16 protein-coding genes, 1 other RNA gene and 1 riboswitch are annotated in these 13,856 nt (G+C 39.7%); of the genes, 5 read left to right on the forward strand and 12 right to left on the reverse strand.

Annotation, left to right across the window (positions count from 1 at the left end; all coding sequences use genetic code 11):
• Window positions 1-6 precede the first annotated feature (6 nt).
• Window positions 7-459 (reverse strand): helix-turn-helix transcriptional regulator, encoded by a 453-nt coding sequence (locus LAV82_RS19435; RefSeq protein ID WP_499716748.1) that lies wholly within the window; start codon window positions 457-459, stop codon window positions 7-9.
• Between the two features lie 153 nt (window positions 460-612).
• Here LAV82_RS19435 and LAV82_RS19440 point away from each other — a divergent pair, with 153 nt between their 5' ends.
• The 3 genes from LAV82_RS19440 to LAV82_RS19450 all read left to right on the forward strand — a co-directional run bounded on the left by LAV82_RS19440 (window position 613) and on the right by LAV82_RS19450 (window position 2,097).
• Window positions 613-1,065 (forward strand): hypothetical protein, encoded by a 453-nt coding sequence (locus tag LAV82_RS19440; RefSeq protein WP_499716749.1) that lies wholly within the window; start codon window positions 613-615, stop codon window positions 1,063-1,065.
• Window positions 1,066-1,343: 278 nt separating this feature from the next.
• Window positions 1,344-1,521, forward strand: a non-coding RNA gene (gene ssrS, locus LAV82_RS19445) — 6S RNA.
• 147 nt (window positions 1,522-1,668) lie between these two features.
• Window positions 1,669-2,097: a pyridoxamine 5'-phosphate oxidase family protein gene (locus tag LAV82_RS19450; protein ID WP_013056864.1), complete on the forward strand. Its 429-nt coding sequence runs from the start codon at window positions 1,669-1,671 to the stop codon at window positions 2,095-2,097.
• Window positions 2,098-2,125: 28 nt separating this feature from the next.
• Here the strand turns inward: LAV82_RS19450 and thiE are convergent, their stop codons facing one another.
• The 6 genes from thiE to LAV82_RS19480 all read right to left on the reverse strand — a co-directional run bounded on the left by thiE (window position 2,126) and on the right by LAV82_RS19480 (window position 6,658).
• Window positions 2,126-2,770, reverse strand: coding sequence for a thiamine phosphate synthase (gene thiE, locus LAV82_RS19455; RefSeq protein WP_013056863.1), 645 nt, complete (start codon window positions 2,768-2,770; stop codon window positions 2,126-2,128).
• Between the two features lie 13 nt (window positions 2,771-2,783).
• On the reverse strand, window positions 2,784-3,590 hold the full coding sequence (thiM, locus tag LAV82_RS19460; protein ID WP_013082983.1) for a hydroxyethylthiazole kinase: 807 nt from the start codon (window positions 3,588-3,590) through the stop codon (window positions 2,784-2,786).
• Window positions 3,591-3,665: 75 nt separating this feature from the next.
• Window positions 3,666-3,774: riboswitch (TPP riboswitch) on the reverse strand.
• Between the two features lie 192 nt (window positions 3,775-3,966).
• The gene (locus LAV82_RS19465) at window positions 3,967-5,184 is read right to left on the reverse strand and encodes an MFS transporter (RefSeq protein ID WP_211078749.1); all 1,218 of its coding nucleotides are present in this window, start codon (window positions 5,182-5,184) and stop codon (window positions 3,967-3,969) included.
• A 96-nt stretch (window positions 5,185-5,280) separates the two neighbouring features.
• Window positions 5,281-5,880: a TetR/AcrR family transcriptional regulator gene (locus LAV82_RS19470; RefSeq protein WP_034652522.1), complete on the reverse strand. Its 600-nt coding sequence runs from the start codon at window positions 5,878-5,880 to the stop codon at window positions 5,281-5,283.
• A gap of 171 nt (window positions 5,881-6,051) precedes the next feature.
• Complete coding sequence (locus LAV82_RS19475) at window positions 6,052-6,201, reverse strand: hypothetical protein (protein ID WP_016763951.1); 150 nt, start codon at window positions 6,199-6,201, stop codon at window positions 6,052-6,054.
• Window positions 6,194-6,658 carry a GNAT family N-acetyltransferase gene (locus tag LAV82_RS19480; protein WP_013082980.1) on the reverse strand — a complete coding sequence of 155 codons (465 nt, stop codon included), beginning with the start codon at window positions 6,656-6,658 and terminating at the stop codon, window positions 6,194-6,196. The genes LAV82_RS19475 and LAV82_RS19480 overlap by 8 nt, the downstream gene beginning before the upstream one ends.
• A 170-nt stretch (window positions 6,659-6,828) precedes the next feature.
• Between LAV82_RS19480 and LAV82_RS19485 the strand changes: the two genes are divergently transcribed.
• Window positions 6,829-7,335, forward strand: a complete 507-nt coding sequence (locus LAV82_RS19485; RefSeq protein WP_499716750.1) for a hypothetical protein — start codon at window positions 6,829-6,831, stop codon at window positions 7,333-7,335.
• Window positions 7,336-7,432: 97 nt separating this feature from the next.
• Here the strand turns inward: LAV82_RS19485 and LAV82_RS19490 are convergent, their stop codons facing one another.
• Window positions 7,433-8,932 (reverse strand): UDP-N-acetylmuramoyl-L-alanyl-D-glutamate--2,6-diaminopimelate ligase, encoded by a 1,500-nt coding sequence (locus LAV82_RS19490; protein ID WP_499716751.1) that lies wholly within the window; start codon window positions 8,930-8,932, stop codon window positions 7,433-7,435.
• Between the two features lie 462 nt (window positions 8,933-9,394).
• On the opposite strand from LAV82_RS19490, the gene LAV82_RS19495 reads away from it, so the two are divergent.
• Window positions 9,395-10,003, forward strand: a complete 609-nt coding sequence (locus LAV82_RS19495; protein ID WP_211078753.1) for a DNA-3-methyladenine glycosylase — start codon at window positions 9,395-9,397, stop codon at window positions 10,001-10,003.
• Between the two features lie 68 nt (window positions 10,004-10,071).
• On the opposite strand, the gene LAV82_RS19500 is transcribed toward LAV82_RS19495, so the two are convergent.
• From LAV82_RS19500 to LAV82_RS19515, 4 genes are read right to left on the reverse strand one after another with little or no spacing between them, the layout of a single operon-like run.
• Entirely contained in the window at window positions 10,072-11,040 is a 969-nt protein-coding gene (locus LAV82_RS19500) for a sugar phosphate isomerase/epimerase family protein (protein WP_499716752.1), read from the reverse strand.
• Window position 11,041: 1 nt separating this feature from the next.
• Window positions 11,042-12,046 (reverse strand): Gfo/Idh/MocA family protein, encoded by a 1,005-nt coding sequence (locus tag LAV82_RS19505; protein WP_499716753.1) that lies wholly within the window; start codon window positions 12,044-12,046, stop codon window positions 11,042-11,044.
• Window positions 12,047-12,058: 12 nt separating this feature from the next.
• Entirely contained in the window at window positions 12,059-13,084 is a 1,026-nt protein-coding gene (locus LAV82_RS19510; protein WP_013056852.1) for a Gfo/Idh/MocA family protein, read from the reverse strand.
• 32 nt (window positions 13,085-13,116) lie between these two features.
• Complete coding sequence (locus LAV82_RS19515) at window positions 13,117-13,842, reverse strand: ThuA domain-containing protein (RefSeq protein ID WP_013056851.1); 726 nt, start codon at window positions 13,840-13,842, stop codon at window positions 13,117-13,119.
• Between the last annotated feature and the right edge of the window lie 14 nt (window positions 13,843-13,856).

Consider the following 13,856-nt stretch of genomic DNA (forward strand, 5'->3'; position numbering starts at 1 on the left):
TCTTTTTTATTCATTCGTTAATTCTTCAAACCTTTTTACCGCTTCGCTTTTATCAAATGAACTAAACCATCGATAGTCTTGGTCATCTAAAATGCGATAGTGCTGACTAATCATATTTTGCTGCAGACGAAAAGAGCCTTCTTTTTGAATTTCTTTCCACCATACTCTTCCTCCGAGCGTTCTATCTTTTGGAGAAGATACGCCGTTATGAGCAATGATTTCTACTACTTCTAAAGGAACATCTCCTAAAACCGATTGAAGGATTTCACTGTCACCAAACAAACCGCATACTGCAACAGTGGTCGTCCACCCTGCTTCCGTGCGCCCTTTTTCAATTTGAACCAATGTTTTTTTGGAAATACCAATGACTTCAGCCATTCTGTCTTGTGAATAGTTTCTTTCTAAACGAATTAATCGTATTTTATCTGATACTGATTTAATTACTTCTTGTTTATTCATTTTCACAGCCCTTTCTTTCTATACACGTACATTTCTTTAGTGTAATATTACACCTAATTAAAGAAGAGTTTCAAGCGTTTCCCTTCGTCACAAGACGGGGAAATATACTGAAATGGTTTTTGTACACTAAAACAAGTAAAAGGAGTTGAGAATATGTATATCATTGGATGGGCTATGCTTGTACTATACGCCTTGCTGCTAGCTCCGGGAGCAAGCGCCGCTAATGATTTGCTGTTTAAAAATCTTATCACAGGAAATTTTCAACAGGTAGATCCGCTCGTGGTTATGGTATTCTCTTTTTTAGGACTTTTCCCAGTATTGTTTATGATAATGATCTGTAAAAAAGATACATACAAACTGCCTGGATGGCCATTTTCTCTTCTATCATTTGCGCTTGGAGCTTTTTCTCTTTTGTTCTATTATCATTGGAAAGGACAAAAAGTTCGAACACGTTCGTGTATTTCTTCACGCTTCATTGCTATCATTTCTTCTCGTCTATGGATTGGACTGTGCTTAGCGCTCACGATTTCAGGTTACGCATACGGACTATCCGTAGGTTCAATAAAAGCTTATGGAGATGCTTTTATGCAGTCACAGCTTGTTTAGCGTGATGACCGCTGATTTTTTTGTTTTAACGTGGCTTTCTTACTCCGTTATGACAAAAGAAAGGATTGCATCCCAGCCTTACCTTCTTTTATGTTTCATTCCAGTTGCGGGCCCTTTTCTTATTTTGTTACTGCTTCCCGGCCAAGATGTTAGAGAAGAAAAACTTTAAATAAAAGTCTTGCGTTCCATTCATTATTCCGTTATAATCATTTCTTGTACGATGAAAGTTGATTAATTAGAAAACATTTATATATCGGCATCTTATTTACATTTGTTATACATACCTGCGCTGTGCGTATACTCATGTTGTCTTAAACCTTTGAGTGTTAAAAGGGAGCTCAAAATTTAGCTGCAGATAGCACGCCCTTCTTGGGACGCTAAACCCGGCTATGAGGGCACCCACCTAGTAGATCTGGGTATTTAAGACACTTAGGGTTACGGCAGTGCGGGCTTATTTTTTAGTTAGCTGTAGCTAGCTTTTTTTATTTTTCATTTTATTAGTTTACATAACTATTTTATTGTTAACTTATATTTTTTTTAGACATGTATGTTTTATTTATCTTCGATTGAGGAACATAAAAAGTAATAAAGGAGATGGATAAAATGAATGAACAAAAAATTGCTAAAAAAGTAAACGAAGTATTAGAAGGAAATCGTGTAGGAACATTAGCCACAGTTGTAAACAACAAACCCCATTCTCGCTATATGACATTCTTTAGCGATGAAGAGGGTATCGCTCTTTACACACCAACAAATATCAATACACATAAGGCAGAAGAAATCGAAGCCAATCCGAACGTGCACGTACTATTGGGCTACAGCGGTGAAGGATATGGCGATCAATACTTAGAATTATCTGGTACAGCTGTTCTTCGTACTGGTGATCAATTAAAAGGGCGTATATGGAACGATCACATGAAAGAATGGTTTGACGGTCCAAATGACCCTGAGTATGTTGTTCTTGAAATTACGCCGAACGAAATTCGCTTCATGAATGAAGGCGAAGAAACTCCTCAAACTGTTCAGCTATAATAAAAAAAGCGCACAGTGTGCGCTTTTTTTATTTTCCTACCGCTTCTTTCAATTGAGCTGCTTTTTCTTTTGGAGACGCTGCTAAGCTAATCGCGGTAATAATAGAAACGCCATCTGCACCTGCTTCTACTACTTGTTTGGCATTTTCAGGCGTGATGCCACCGATTCCTACAATTGGAAAGTCAATATTCTGGTTTCGCACTTCTTCAATTAATTTTGTACCTTGCACTGCTTTTGCGTCTTTTTTTGTAGAAGTAGGAAAAACAGGTCCCATTCCTACATAATCCGCCCCGTCTTTTATCGCTTGCTGCAGCTCTTGTACATTATGAACAGAGACGCCCACAATCCCTTTTCCTATTTTCTCTCGAACAATATGAGCTTTTTCATCTTCTTGTCCAATATGAACGCCATCTGCTTGTAAGCGGATCGCTAAGTCAAGATCATCATTCACAACAAAAGGAACGCTGTGCTGCTGACAAATTTGCTGAAGTTCCTTCGCCAGCTGATATTTCGCTTCTCCTGTTAAGGCACCTTCGCCTTTTTCACGAAATTGAAACACGGTAACGCCGCCTTCAATTGCTTCTTTCAACACTTCTTTCGGATCTTTTTTACAGTTATTGCTGCCCATTATAAAATAAACTTGCAGCAGCTTTTTGATTTCTTCGTTTGTCATTTTCCGGCTCCTTTTAACGTTGATGTACTCTTGCATATGATTCAATATCCTGCCCAGATAAAAGATGAAGCTGGTTTAACAGCTCAATTTGAAAGCTTCCCGGCCCTTCTTCACCTTTTTTCGCTGCGGCGATTTGACCTGCCACTCCGTAAAAACTTAAAGCAGCAACGCTTGCCTCGACATATTCTTTTTCTACAGCAGCGAAAGCTCCTATAATTGATGTCAGCAGACACCCAGTACCCGTCACTTTCGTAAATAACGGGTGACCGTTGTCTACTGTATACGTTGTGTTTCCATCTGTGATTACATCTTGTTTACCCGTGATAACAATCACTGTATCTAATTTGTTCGCTGCTTTCTCAGCAAGTTCAATGACGTCTCCTTGCCCTTCTAATGAATCAACGCCTTTAATGAGCCATGACTCGCCTACTACATTCGCAACTTCAGCAGCGTTACCACGAATAACGGCAATATTTAATTCTTCTACAAGCTGACGTGCTACTTCTGTACGAAACGGTGTCGCTCCGGCTCCTACAGGATCGAAAATAACCGGCACGCCATTTTCATTTGCTGATTTTCCTGCTATTCTCATCGCTTCTACTTCTTGAGCCGTCAGTGTACCCATATTTAAAACAAGCGCTCCGGCGATTCGTGCCATGTCAGCCACTTCTTCCTTCGCATAAGCCATAACAGGTGAAGCTCCTAGTGCAAGCAGTCCATTTGCAGTAAAATTGGTTACCACAACATTCGTAATATTATGAACAAGCGGACTTGTATCTCTTACTTTTTCTAATTGAGCTGAAATTTTACTAATATCCATATTCTCTCACTCTTTTCATTTAGTTTTAACACTGCAAAAAAAAGACAAAAAAGCACCTTGCATGCGCAAAGTGCTTTGGTATGTACTCACATTCCCTGCGCTGGCATTATCCAACAGGTTCAAATGGTCAACAGGCGCCCCTGTACTCTCAGCCTGCCCCGCGCAAGCTCCCATACTATTCTTGTTACGTATAAAGTTTACTATTAACCTTTTTTATTTGCAACCATTTCACTGTTTTGCCGATAAAATAAAGCTTCTCTATAGGCTGAGTGGCGTTGTAAACCTTACACCTTTACTAAAAGAATAATCAAAAGACCTCCAGTAAGCTACTAGAGGTCTTCTATTCCCTAAGAATTCTATCATTTTTCCCTTATGGTTATTTCTCTTGAACCGCTTGATTTCTCACAGCTGTTTTTCTGTCCTTCCCTGCTCTTAAAGATAAAAGAAAACAAAGCAGCAGTACAAGTGCAGCTGATACGTACGGATAATTAATGTTTATATCAAAGAGAAAGCCTGCTACAACTGGTCCAATAATATTCCCAAGACTTGTATAAGCAGAATTTAGTCCGGCTACATACCCTTGGTCGTCTTGTGCCATCATCGACATTTGCGTGCTGATTGCCGGACGTAAAATATCTGTTGCTAAAAAGACGATGAATGTCACAACAATAATAAGCCAGTACGTGTGCACAAACAGCGTAAGTAAAATAAAAAGTCCCGTCATCATCAAGCAAAACGAAATCACTCTTTTTTCACCAAACTTATTTAAAATCCAGCCAAAAATCGTAACCTGCACTACAGCCCCCGCAATAGAGCCAAACGTAATAACAAACGCAATATCTTTTGGCGTAAAGCTAAATTTATGATCAACAAATAGTGAAAAAATCGTTTCATAATTGGATAATCCAAACGATGTCACAAAAACAATAATTAAACTTAGAAAATAAGGTTCTTTATAGGAATTCATAAGCTGCAGTAGCAGCCGATCTTCTTTTGGATTCTCATTGTTTGAAACAGCATGATTTTGTACAGAACGAGACTCTGGCAAAACAAAAAGCGTAATCACTGCAGCCAAGCCTCCTGCTACTGCGGCCATATAAAATGGTACACGCATGCCGTATTCAGCTAAAAAGCCTCCAATACCGGGCCCAATAATAAATCCTGTTGTAATCGCCGCCGTCACATAGCCCATTCCTTTAGCGCGTTCTTTAGCAGACGTCACGTCCGCTGTATAAGCCATAACAGCAGGCATAATAAGCGCGGCCCCGACCCCGCCTAACATTCTCGATACAAATAATAAAAGAGGTGTACTCACTGAACCAAAGAACCATTCAGACAAGGCAAAAACAATCATTCCCGCTACAATAATTTTCTTTCTCCCTAACGAATCTGATAACCGGCCCGCTAAAGGTGAAAACAGAAATTGAGTTAGTGAAAACACCGCTACTAAAAGCCCCATCACGCTGCCGTTGATATGAAGCTCCGTCATATATGTTGGCATAATTGGAATAACGAGACCGATTCCTGTAAAAATAATAAAAATGTTTAGCATGAGCAGCAAAATCGCCGCTCGATTTCTTAACAATAATGACATATAAACCTCCTGATTACAAAAATACTGAACGTTCGGTCTATAAAAATACAAAATAATGAGGGATTACTCATTACCGCAATAAGCATCCCCGATTATTTAAGAAGACCTTGCTATAATTCCGTTTAAAAATACATCGATTGCTGAATGATAAAGCTGCAGGGCATTTTCCGTGTTCATTTTTCGAGACATGCGGCTCATTCCAACAAACAGCCCTTCTAAAATCACTGCAAGCTGTTCTGCATTTTTAGGAGAAAACTCTCCTTCATCAATGCCTTTTTGCAAAAGTTCCCGGTTAAACTCCACGTGTCGTTTCACCATCTCATCAATTCGCTCTTCGATGTCGCTGCCCTTTTCCTCGTTGTTAAAAAACTCATCGGCGGCTTTCGTAAGAGGATGATTCAAATCATCTAAAATGATTTGCTCCGCAATTCCAAAAAGCTTATCTCTTGTTGTTTTGTAAAGAGACTCTCTTTCTTTCCAGTTTCGTTCCCACTCGAGATCCCATTCGTCTATTAAATAGAGAAAAAGCCCTTCTTTACTTTTAAAGTGATAATAAATATTCCCTTTACTGCTTCCCGTAGCTTCTACAATTTCCTCAATAGATGTAGCTTTATAGCCTTTTTGAGAAAACAATGCTTTAGCGGCATCTGCCACTTTTCTTTTGGTTTGTTCACTTTGAAGCTTTTTTTTATTCAAGCTATTTCCACCGCCCCGCACATTTATTATTTATACTGAACATTCGTTTTGTATTATCTGACACCTATACTACATAGGAAAAACCTTTTTGTCTAGTGAAAAAACCTAGTTTATACCTTTTTATATGAATTATGACAAAACAAAAAATAAATAGGTGGAGACATAACTAAATCAACCGCTTGAAGCAACTACATATATGAAACCTACGTTCACCATCACCATGACAAATCCGAACGAGTTGGATTCTTCATCAAGAATCTTGATTCCTCGTTCGGATTTTCCTTCAACTAAAATACTTTTGTCCCATCCTCTTTTAATCATTCAATTTCTTTGTCATAAATACACTGTATGGATCTTCTTTGTAAGTAGAAAACGGTTCGCACTCGTAAAATCCAAAACTGGCGTACAGCTTTCTAGCCGGTTCAAAAGCAGACGCGGATCCTGTTTCTAAGCTTAAGCGTCGGTACCCTCGTTTTTGTGCTTCATTTATTATGTACTGCAGCAGCTTCCTAGCAATTCCTTTTCGCAAATGAGCCGCGGCTGTTCGCATCGATTTAATTTCTCCGTGGTGCTCATCTAACTCTTTTATAGCCCCGCATCCTGCTAGCTGGCTGTCTTCCCACACGCTCCAAAACGTAATATCACGGTGTTTTAAGCTTTCAATATTTAGAGCATGAATACTTTCAGGGGGTGAATGTAAGTTCATTCCTTGAAGGTGAGAACTTACTAGTTCAATAACTTCATTGTTCGTTAAGTGGTCTCTTTTTATTTTAATCATTTTCTCTTCCTTCCTGCTACTAAGGGGTGGTCAACTACAAACCGACTTATGAATAAATTCACTGCCGACCTTTAAAAATCCTTTTATACACTCCCTTCTTTTTCTCCAGTTATTAAAACCGACTTTGCCAAGCAGATATTTCATACATTGTTAAACGGAGGTGAAATTCGTTGAAGAAGGTTTTATTTTGTCTTGTCCCTCTTTTGTTTTTATTATCCGCCTGCTTTAGTGATCCTGTTCAAGATGATTTAATCGACTATAACAACCAAGATTTAAAAAAAGCCGCTCAGCTTGAAAAAGAAGCGATTGACTCATACGATTCTGTTACAGGCGCTAACTACACAAGTGACGCGGTGATGTACGATACAATGACGAGTGAAGTCATTCCTACCTATCGTAAATTTGTTGACGAACTAGAAAGCATCGATGTAGAAACCGACGATCTTCGAAAGGTTCATGAAGGCTATATAAAGGCTGCCAATACCCAGTATAATGCTTTCATTAAAATTGTCAGCGCTTTAGAAAAGCAGGACCGCAACCTTATTGCTGAGGCAAACGCTATGCTTGATGAGGCACGAAAAGGCATACGCGATTACAATGCAGCTATTAAAAAGCTGGCTAAAGAACATGATGTGAAAATTGAAGAACCAAAAACACAGCGAGAAAACAGCCTATAGTTTTGATGCAAAAAGAAGGTCTCTAAAAATAGTAAGAGACCTTTTTTCGTATGCTGTTTCAATTTCTCCACGTTCGTTCGATAAATGAAGAAGAGTATTAGGAAATATTGCTTAACGATGCATAATAAGAGGCAATAATTTCTTCATCTGAATGCGGAATTTCGTTGCCTTTTACAAGCTGAGCGCCGTTAATACAGCCGCTTGTGAGTAAAATAATATCATTCGGCTTTCCTAAAGAAAGCGACTTTAATACTCCTTCTGTTCGAGTAGGGGCACGGTGAATATTACTTGCGCTTGGATTTGAAAAACCCGTCATTACTTGATCTACAATTACGTTCGGATCATGGTGACCTGGATGATCAACAGTTACGACAATTTCATCAGCTTTTCCTTCAATGACACGCGCCATTTTAGGCATTTTATTAAAATCTCGAATGCCAATCCCTGCAATCATGACAATTAGCTGGTTATACTCCATCTTTTTTACTTCTTCTACTAAACGCGTAAGGGCAACAGGCGTATGGGCATAGTCTAAAATCACTTTTTGGTTATTAGGACCTTCTATCACTTGAAAGCGCCCTTCTGGACTTTCCAATTGAGGAAGCACGCTAATAATATCCTCAATGTGGTATTCAAAGTGAAGAGCTGTACCAATGGCCGCTAGCACGTTAGCAATGTTGTAATCGCCATATACAGGCACTGCTACTTTGTATGACTGTCCTTTATACAGTAAATCAAAGAAAGAGCCCCCTTCTTTGACAGTAATATTTTTTGCTTGCAGAGTGGCCTCCGCATTATTTAATAAGCTATACGTGACTTTAGTTCCTTCAAATAGCCTGCTTAAGTCTTTACCCATGTCCTGATCATCTATATTAATAACGGCATGTTTTGCCTGCTGAAATAATTTCATCTTGCACTTTTTATAGTGTTCAAACGTTTTATGATACTCTAGATGCTCTTCTGAAAGATTTGTGTGAATGGCTACATCAAAATAAATATTTTCTACTCGCTGCTGATCAATCGCAATTGAAGATACTTCCATCACTGCCGCTTCGTCGCCTCTTGTATACAAATCATAAAAAATTTTATGCAAGTCTACCGATTCAGGTGTTGTAGGCGTACTTTTTTTATAAACTAACTTCTTCTTTGATGACCAAATGCCGGTCGTGCCAATCAATCCTGTCGGCAATTTTAAAAGGGTTAAAAGCGACCTTACGTAAGCTGCTACGGTTGTTTTACCATTTGTACCTGTAACGCCAATTGTCTCAATTTTTTCATCCGTATAATCAAAATACATTTTAGAAAAAGATGCCATTACTTTGCGAACGTCGTCAACTGCTAAAAACGTACAGTGAGAATACTGAGTGCTCAAAAGACGCAGCTCCTCAATGCTTGTCCCAAAGACTGCTACGGCTCCTCTAGTTATAGCTTCTTTAATATATTGATGTCCATCTTCATTTTCACCTTTTATACTAAAAAATACTGATCCGTCGTGAACCTGCTTTGAGTGATATGTCAGATAGTTGATCGTTTGAGATGCAGGCCCAAAAATATGTTTAATTGATAAGTTCATTAATGTATCAAAGTGGATGTTCATAGCTATTCCTCACAGTGTATAAATTTTATTTTTAATATGTTCTAAAATCCCTTAAATACTCTTTGAAGGATATTTTTTCTTTATTTCCATTTATAAAGAACTTTCTACAATTCAATCTTTTTATTTTGCTTTCACGTGTAGAACGAAAATAAAGAAAAGACGGATCACTATTTTTTAAAACTAAAATTATGTAAAATATGGATGAACTGTGTATATCATACCAGCAGCAAAAGCGAAGTATTGTAGTAAAATATTCCCCCTATACGTGCAAAACGAAACCATTCTTTCAAATAAAATAATTTCATAGAGTAAGTTGAATCATGATAAATACTTGAACGTGGGGTAAGAAAGATTACTGTATTAATCAGTGCCTTCCTTTGCAAAATAACAAAGAAAACATCATAATAAAAGATGCGCATAACAGCGTGAATGACTCTGTTTTGAAAGGATGGGCTACAGCAAATGACGCGTTCTCTTTTAGCGATTGAACCACTTCCTCTTTTATTTTACCAACAGCCTACACTTGAATTAGCTCAGTCGCTGTTAGGATGTCTTCTTGTTCACGAAACGGCGGAAGGAACTGCATCTGGTTTCATTGTAGAAACTGAGGCTTATAAAGGGCCTTTCGACCGAGCAGCTCATAGCTTTAATAACCGGCGCACAAAAAGAACGGAGGTAATGTTCGGTCCTTCTGGTCATGCCTATACGCATACAATGCATACACATTGTTTACTCAATGTTGTAAGCAGCGACATCGATTGTCCAGAAGGCGTCCTCATTCGAGCTATTGAGCCATTTAGCGGAAGAAATTTGATGAAAAATAGACGTCGAGGGATGGAAAATGAAATAAATTGGACAAACGGTCCTGGGAAACTAACAAAAGCACTAGGGGTTTCAATGGATTTGTACGGTCATGATTTAACCAGCCCTCCTCTTTATATTGCTCGTGGCTTCACTCCTTCAGAGATTTCCGCCGGACCTCGCGTTGGCATTGATAATTCTGGTGAAGCGAAGGATTACCCTTGGCGCTTTTGGGTTGCCAATCACCCTTTTGTATCGAAATTCAGGTGAACCAAAGGCGAATTGATTTACTAACGAAAATAAAAGAAGCACCTCTTTTTAGAGATGCTTCTTTTTGCTTACGCCCACCACATTTGTGAGGGAGTTTCTTCAATCAATACACTTTGTAAGTTTGTAACCGCGCGTTTAAATCCTTCTTCAATCGACATGATTGGATCTTCGTGCTCAATGCTGACTACATAATCGTATCCGTATGTGCGAAGTGCACTCATCATATCAGACCACTCTTTTACATCATGTCCGCACCCTACGGATCTAAACGTCCATGCACGCGTTTGGACTTCTCCGTATGGCTGCATATCCGTCAGGCCATACATGTTAATATTATCCTGGTCCAAGTACGTATCCTTTGCATGGAAATGATGGATCGCATTTTCTTTTGCTAAAATTTTAATAGCTCCTACCGGATCAATTCCTTGCCACCATAAATGACTTGGATCAAGGTTAGCGCCAATCGCTGAACTTGTTTTTTCGCGAAGCTTTAGGAGCGTATACGGAGTATGAACTAAAAATCCGCCGTGAAGTTCTAAACCAATTTTCACATTATGCTCCTCGGCTAGTTCTCCAATTTCTTTCCAATAAGGAACAAGCTTATTTTCCCATTGCCAATTCAATACGTCTCCATACTCGTTAGGCCAAGGAGTAACAGGCCAGTTTGGGTACTTGGCTTCTTCGTGATCTCCTGCTGTTCCAGAGAAACAGTTCACCACTGGAACATCTACTAATGATGCTAGTTGGATGGTCTTGCGAAGCGTTACGTCAGATTCTTTTGCAAAACTTGCCTCAGGTGAAATAGGATTGCCGTGGCAGCTAAATGCGCTGATTGTAAGTCCGCGGTCTTTTATCTGCTTCATATAGGCTTCTCTTTTTTCTTTATCTTCAAGCAGCTCATCTAGCGGACAATGGCTGTTTCCCGGATAGCCGCCCGTTCCGATTTCAACAGCATGAAGACCTGCTGCTTTTACTTTATCTAACATCTCTTCAAAAGAAAGATCCGCAAATAAGACCGTGAATACTCCAAGTTTCATTTTAATTTCCCCCTGTGCGATATATTTCGTCAATAATAGCTGAGACTTGAAGCGCTTCTTGTGGCTTTACCACTAATTCAGCATTTCCTTTACACGCTTCAACGAAATTTTTAGCCTGACTTAGGCTGTAATCATCTTCTCCATCTATCCAAGGTGACCTACTGTTCATGAGCATACCGTTTTTAGACGTGTATAGTTCAAACGGAAACACACTTAAACCGCCCTCTACCCCTGATATGCTTACGTGCTCTTCATCATCTTCGATATTAGCTGCCCAAGAAGTTTCTAAAAGAAGCGACGCTCCATTTTCAAATTTAATATAGGCCGTTACATGATCATCCACGCTGAATGTTTCATGATCAAATGCTCCCCATTGATTTAATTGGTTAGGCGTTTTACTCAGGTCATTATATGTACTTCCCAGCACTTCAGTATGCTTTGGGTTTCCCATCAGCCAAAGCGTTAAATCAAGCAAATGGCAGCCGTAATCAATTAAGCTGCCTCCTCCTTGAAGATCTTTGTTCGTAAATACCCCCCAACCGGGAACCTTTCGGCGACGCATTGCTCTGACACGTGCAACTAATGGGCGCCCTACCTCTGTCATCATTTTTTTCGCAGCCTGCGCTTCTTTCATGAATCGGTAATGATACGCAATCGCTAACTGCTTACCTGATTCTCTAGCAGCAGCAAGCATTTCTTCACCTTGCTCTTTAGACATCGCCATTGGCTTTTCACATAGGACGTGAACGCCTGCTTTTAGCGCTTCTACTGCAAACTCGGCGTGAAATTTATTCGGTGTACAAATACATACAGCGTCCACTTCTTTAAACATATCTTTGTAATCAACAAATACGTGAGGGATATTATGCTCATTGGCTACCTCTGTGGCTCTTTCACTATTAATATCGCTAAGCCCCCAAATCACACATTCATCACCCAGTTGTTTGAATGCTGGGATATGCCTACTTACAGCAATCCCTCCTGCTCCGATTATGCCAATTCTCACGTTTTTCACCTCTTACACGCGCGTAATTTGTTTCGTTTGACTTGATTTTAAAGCTGCTAAAATAACAGCAAGTGATTTTAATCCTTCTTCACCAGGAACAGGAGATTCTTTATCTTCTGCAACTGCATCTACAAATTGTTCAATGACGTGAGAATTACTTTGTCCGCCTTCATCGTTCGACTGGATTTTTCCTAACTCATAGTTCACCACTTCACCTGTTGCATATTGGGCAACTAATGAATACGTCGGATCGTCCTCTAAACGAAGAATCCCTTTCTCGCCGTAAACAATCGTGGAGTTGTCTTCTTTTCCATTGTAAGCCCAGCTTGCCGCAAGCGTACCGATAATCCCGCTTTCCGTTTTTAATACGCACACAGCATTGTCGTCTACATTTGCAAAGTCTTTTGCATTGCTTTCTACAAATGCACCGACTTCTACAATTTCTTCATTTAATATGTAGCGGAGCATATCGGTTTTATGAACGCCTAAATCCCCCATAGCACCAATAAACGCTTCGTCTTTTTTAAAGAACCAGCTGTCTTTTCCGTCCACGCTCCAACCTTCAGGACCACCGTGGCCAAAAGCCGTACGGAAACTGTAAATTTTACCGATTTCCCCTTTTCCAATAAGTTCACGAGCTTTTTGATGAGAAGCTACAAAGCGCTGATTATGTCCGATCATTAGTTTTTTACCGTTTGTTTTTGCTGCTTCAATCATTGCTTTCGCTTCTTCTTCTGATGTTGCCATCGGCTTTTCACACAGGACATGAACTCCGCTGTTTAACGCTGCCACCGAAATAGGCGCATGAAGATAATTGGGCGTACATACGCTCACTGCTTCCACTGTACCGCTTGCTAAAAGTTCTTCGTAGTTTGTGTAAGCTTTTACACCGTACTGCTGCGCTACGCTGTTTGCACGTTCTGTGTTTATATCGCAAACGGCTACTAATTCTACTTGTTCATTCATCTTATATTCTGGTAAGTGACGGTGTTGCGCAATGCTTCCGCACCCAATAACGCCAATCTTTACTTTTTCCATCTTTCCTATCCCCTTTGCTTAAGCATTATTAATTAGTTTTTAACAGCGATTGATTCAAGCGGTTGCGCATTGCCGTAAACAGGACGTTTTCTCTCTGCTGGCTTCGCCCATTTAATAGCATTCATAATGACACGCTGAATGTCTTTGTTATGGTATGTTGGATATGTTTCATGTCCAGGTCTGAAATAAAATACTTTTCCGTTTCCGCGTTTGTACGTGCAGCCGCTTCTGAAAATTTCTCCGCCTTCAAACCAGCTCGTGAAAATCAGTTCATCAGGTGCTGGAATATCAAAGTGCTCTCCATACATTTCTTCGCGCTCAAGCTCGATAAATTCACCAATACCTTCCACAATCGGATGACTCGGTTCTACTACCCACAAGCGCTCTTTTTCATCTGCTTCACGCCATTTTAAGTCGCAGCTTGTGCCCATTAACGTTTTAAAAATTTTAGAAAAGTGACCTGAGTGTAAGACAATAAGCCCCATACCGTCTAGCACGCGCTGCTTTACTTTCTCAACGATGTCATCTTTCACTTCGTCATGTGCTAAATGACCCCACCATACTAAAACATCCGTTTGATTTAATACTTCTTCAGTCAACCCGTGTTCTACTTCGTCTAATGTTGCGGTGTGTGTACGAAACCCTCCTTCTTCTAAAAAAGAAGCGATGGCACCGTGAATGCCTTCAGGGTAAATTTCTCTTACAACCGGATTTTTCTGTTCATGACGATTTTCATTCCATACTGTAACATTAATCATTTTCATATCCCCTT

It is taken from the genome of Bacillus sp. ILBB4, from assembly GCF_035064545.1.
GTDB lineage: Bacteria > Bacillota > Bacilli > Bacillales > Bacillaceae_H > Priestia.

Bases quoted from the DNA above. Each gene is read 5' to 3' on its own strand.
- LAV82_RS19500 (WP_499716752.1), bottom strand. From the start codon at position 11,040: ATGAAACTTGGAGTATTCACGGTCTTATTTGCGGATCTTTCTTTTGAA.
- LAV82_RS19440 (WP_499716749.1), top strand. From the start codon at position 613: ATGTATATCATTGGATGGGCTATGCTTGTACTATACGCCTTGCTGCTA.
- LAV82_RS19495 (WP_211078753.1), top strand. From the start codon at position 9,395: ATGACGCGTTCTCTTTTAGCGATTGAACCACTTCCTCTTTTATTTTAC.
- LAV82_RS19480 (WP_013082980.1), bottom strand. From the start codon at position 6,658: ATGATTAAAATAAAAAGAGACCACTTAACGAACAATGAAGTTATTGAA.
- LAV82_RS19435 (WP_499716748.1), bottom strand. From the start codon at position 459: ATGAATAAACAAGAAGTAATTAAATCAGTATCAGATAAAATACGATTA.
- LAV82_RS19510 (WP_013056852.1), bottom strand. From the start codon at position 13,084: ATGGAAAAAGTAAAGATTGGCGTTATTGGGTGCGGAAGCATTGCGCAA.
- thiM (WP_013082983.1), bottom strand. From the start codon at position 3,590: ATGGATATTAGTAAAATTTCAGCTCAATTAGAAAAAGTAAGAGATACA.
- LAV82_RS19475 (WP_016763951.1), bottom strand. From the start codon at position 6,201: ATGATTAAAAGAGGATGGGACAAAAGTATTTTAGTTGAAGGAAAATCC.
- thiE (WP_013056863.1), bottom strand. From the start codon at position 2,770: ATGACAAACGAAGAAATCAAAAAGCTGCTGCAAGTTTATTTTATAATG.
- LAV82_RS19465 (WP_211078749.1), bottom strand. From the start codon at position 5,184: ATGTCATTATTGTTAAGAAATCGAGCGGCGATTTTGCTGCTCATGCTA.
- LAV82_RS19490 (WP_499716751.1), bottom strand. From the start codon at position 8,932: ATGAACATCCACTTTGATACATTAATGAACTTATCAATTAAACATATT.
- LAV82_RS19515 (WP_013056851.1), bottom strand. From the start codon at position 13,842: ATGATTAATGTTACAGTATGGAATGAAAATCGTCATGAACAGAAAAAT.
- LAV82_RS19450 (WP_013056864.1), top strand. From the start codon at position 1,669: ATGAATGAACAAAAAATTGCTAAAAAAGTAAACGAAGTATTAGAAGGA.